The organism is Pontibacterium sp. (genome assembly GCF_041587635.1).
Taxonomy (GTDB): Bacteria; Pseudomonadota; Gammaproteobacteria; order Pseudomonadales; family Balneatricaceae; genus Pontibacterium.
Genome location: NZ_JBFGYC010000702.1, coordinates 1 through 1708, shown reverse-complemented (window position 1 = coordinate 1708; position 1708 = coordinate 1). Strand labels below are relative to the sequence as shown.

The window sequence follows — 1708 nt, the reverse complement described above, 5'->3', positions numbered from 1 at the left end:
TGTGACGCCGTAGGATGGGAGGAGACCATCTCATCAACCTACGGGATTCATCAAGATCGGTGTGGAGGTTGGGTCGAGCAACGCGATACCCAAAACCAACGCAGGGGATCGCGTTTACACATCTAAACCTTATTCAAATTCCATCGCTTCAAAGATACGACCGGCATTTTTCGCAGACAGCTCTTTAAACGTATCCAGATGCGCATACGGGCTCTGGTCGATCTTATACGCATCTTCCAAGGTGCCACCCTCATCCAGCAATACCGCGACTTTTCCACGTACGTATTCCAGATATCCGCGGGTCCATTGATCAACCGTCGCGAAATCGGTCGCTTCACCGTGACCCGGTACGATGATTTTGTCTTTCGCAAACGGAGCAAAGCTCTCATGCCATGTTTCCAACCACGCCGCTGTATCGGTATCCGGGAACACTGGCAGCATACGTTGCTGGAACGCCATGTCACCGGCAAGGACAACGTTACGCTCAGGAATATACACGGAGATATCCCCGACGGAGTGAGCCGGTCCAAAGTGGATCAGTTTTACGGTAATCCCGCCCAGATCCAGCTCCATCTCCTCATCAAACGTCTCGTCAATTTCAACTAACTCGGTACCTTTTGCCTGTTCCTTCAGGATACCTTGCAGCGTTTCCAGACCACTCAGGCCTTTTTTCTCGACCTCTTCCAGCGCTTCAGCATGGGCGATAATAGTCGCACCCTGCTCTTTCCAATAACCGTTACCTAAGATCGCATGGGACTGACCGTTTTCATCCACGACATAGATAACCGGTTTATCGGTGATCTTCTTAATCTCTTCATGCAACGCTTTTGCCAACAGGTAGGCAGCACCACCATTGACGACCAATACGCCTTTTTCACCGATCACAAAAGAGAGATTATTGTTGTGGCCACCATTTTCGTAACTGTAATACTGAGTCGCACCAATGGAACTCCACACATCCTCTGCGATTTTCACTGGCTTCGAATACAGCTGAGACTCGGGGTACTTATCCGCTGGTGACGCAGCCATTGTAGGCATAGAGAGCATCGCCGTTGTCGCTGCAGCCAACAATACACCGCGTGCACCGCGTTTGAGATTAAACATAGAGATCCGTCCTTTAGCTTTTCTTATATCGGCTTTATATGCATTTATTATATAAGCTAAAAACAATATCATATAAATAGACCATTGGGTGACTATGGTCGCACCCCACCTCTCTTGTCATCACCCGCCATTCGCTGCACACTGCTTTCCGCAAAACGGCACCCGCCGCAGACCCGATTTATCCGAACAAGGGACATTACGCATGGCGAATGAGAAGCCTCTATTTACCTGGGACAATGACTATTTTGAGCAACGCCATTCACTGAATAACAAGATTCAGCTGGGTTTAATTGGCTTGGCTGTGGGTCTGATGCTGATGGATCTGACAAAGATCTACACGCTTCTGCCACTGGCTGCCATTCTGTTCTGGGTCAGCTTTCAGCAACGTAACCTGGACAGTCTCCGCGAAGAGTTCGAGGATGCGACGATCACCCTGTCACCACGCTCTATGCTGTTAAGCAAGCCGATGGAAGAGAGCGAAGAGCGTATTCAGTTTCGGGATATTGATGCGCTGAATAAGAAAGAGAAAGGCAAACACACCACGATCATTCTCACGCTCAAGGACGAACGGGAGCTGGAGCTTGCTGGCTTTATCAATGCCAAC

2 protein-coding genes are annotated in these 1708 nt (G+C 49.4%); one reads left to right on the top strand and one right to left on the bottom strand.

Annotated features, from left to right (window positions below; translation table 11 throughout):
* Positions 1 to 129: 129 nt before the first annotated feature.
* Positions 130 to 1104, bottom strand: a complete 975-nt coding sequence (locus ABYW01_RS20935; RefSeq protein ID WP_372836486.1) for an MBL fold metallo-hydrolase — start codon at positions 1102 to 1104, stop codon at positions 130 to 132.
* Between the two features lie 202 nt (positions 1105 to 1306).
* Here ABYW01_RS20935 and ABYW01_RS20930 point away from each other — a divergent pair.
* On the top strand, positions 1307 to 1708 hold a 402-nt coding region (locus ABYW01_RS20930), incomplete at its 3' end, for a hypothetical protein (RefSeq protein WP_372836484.1).

Coding starts and splice junctions, on each gene's coding strand:
- ABYW01_RS20935 (WP_372836486.1), bottom strand. CDS start 1,104: ATGTTTAATCTCAAACGCGGTGCACGCGGTGTATTGTTGGCTGCAGCG.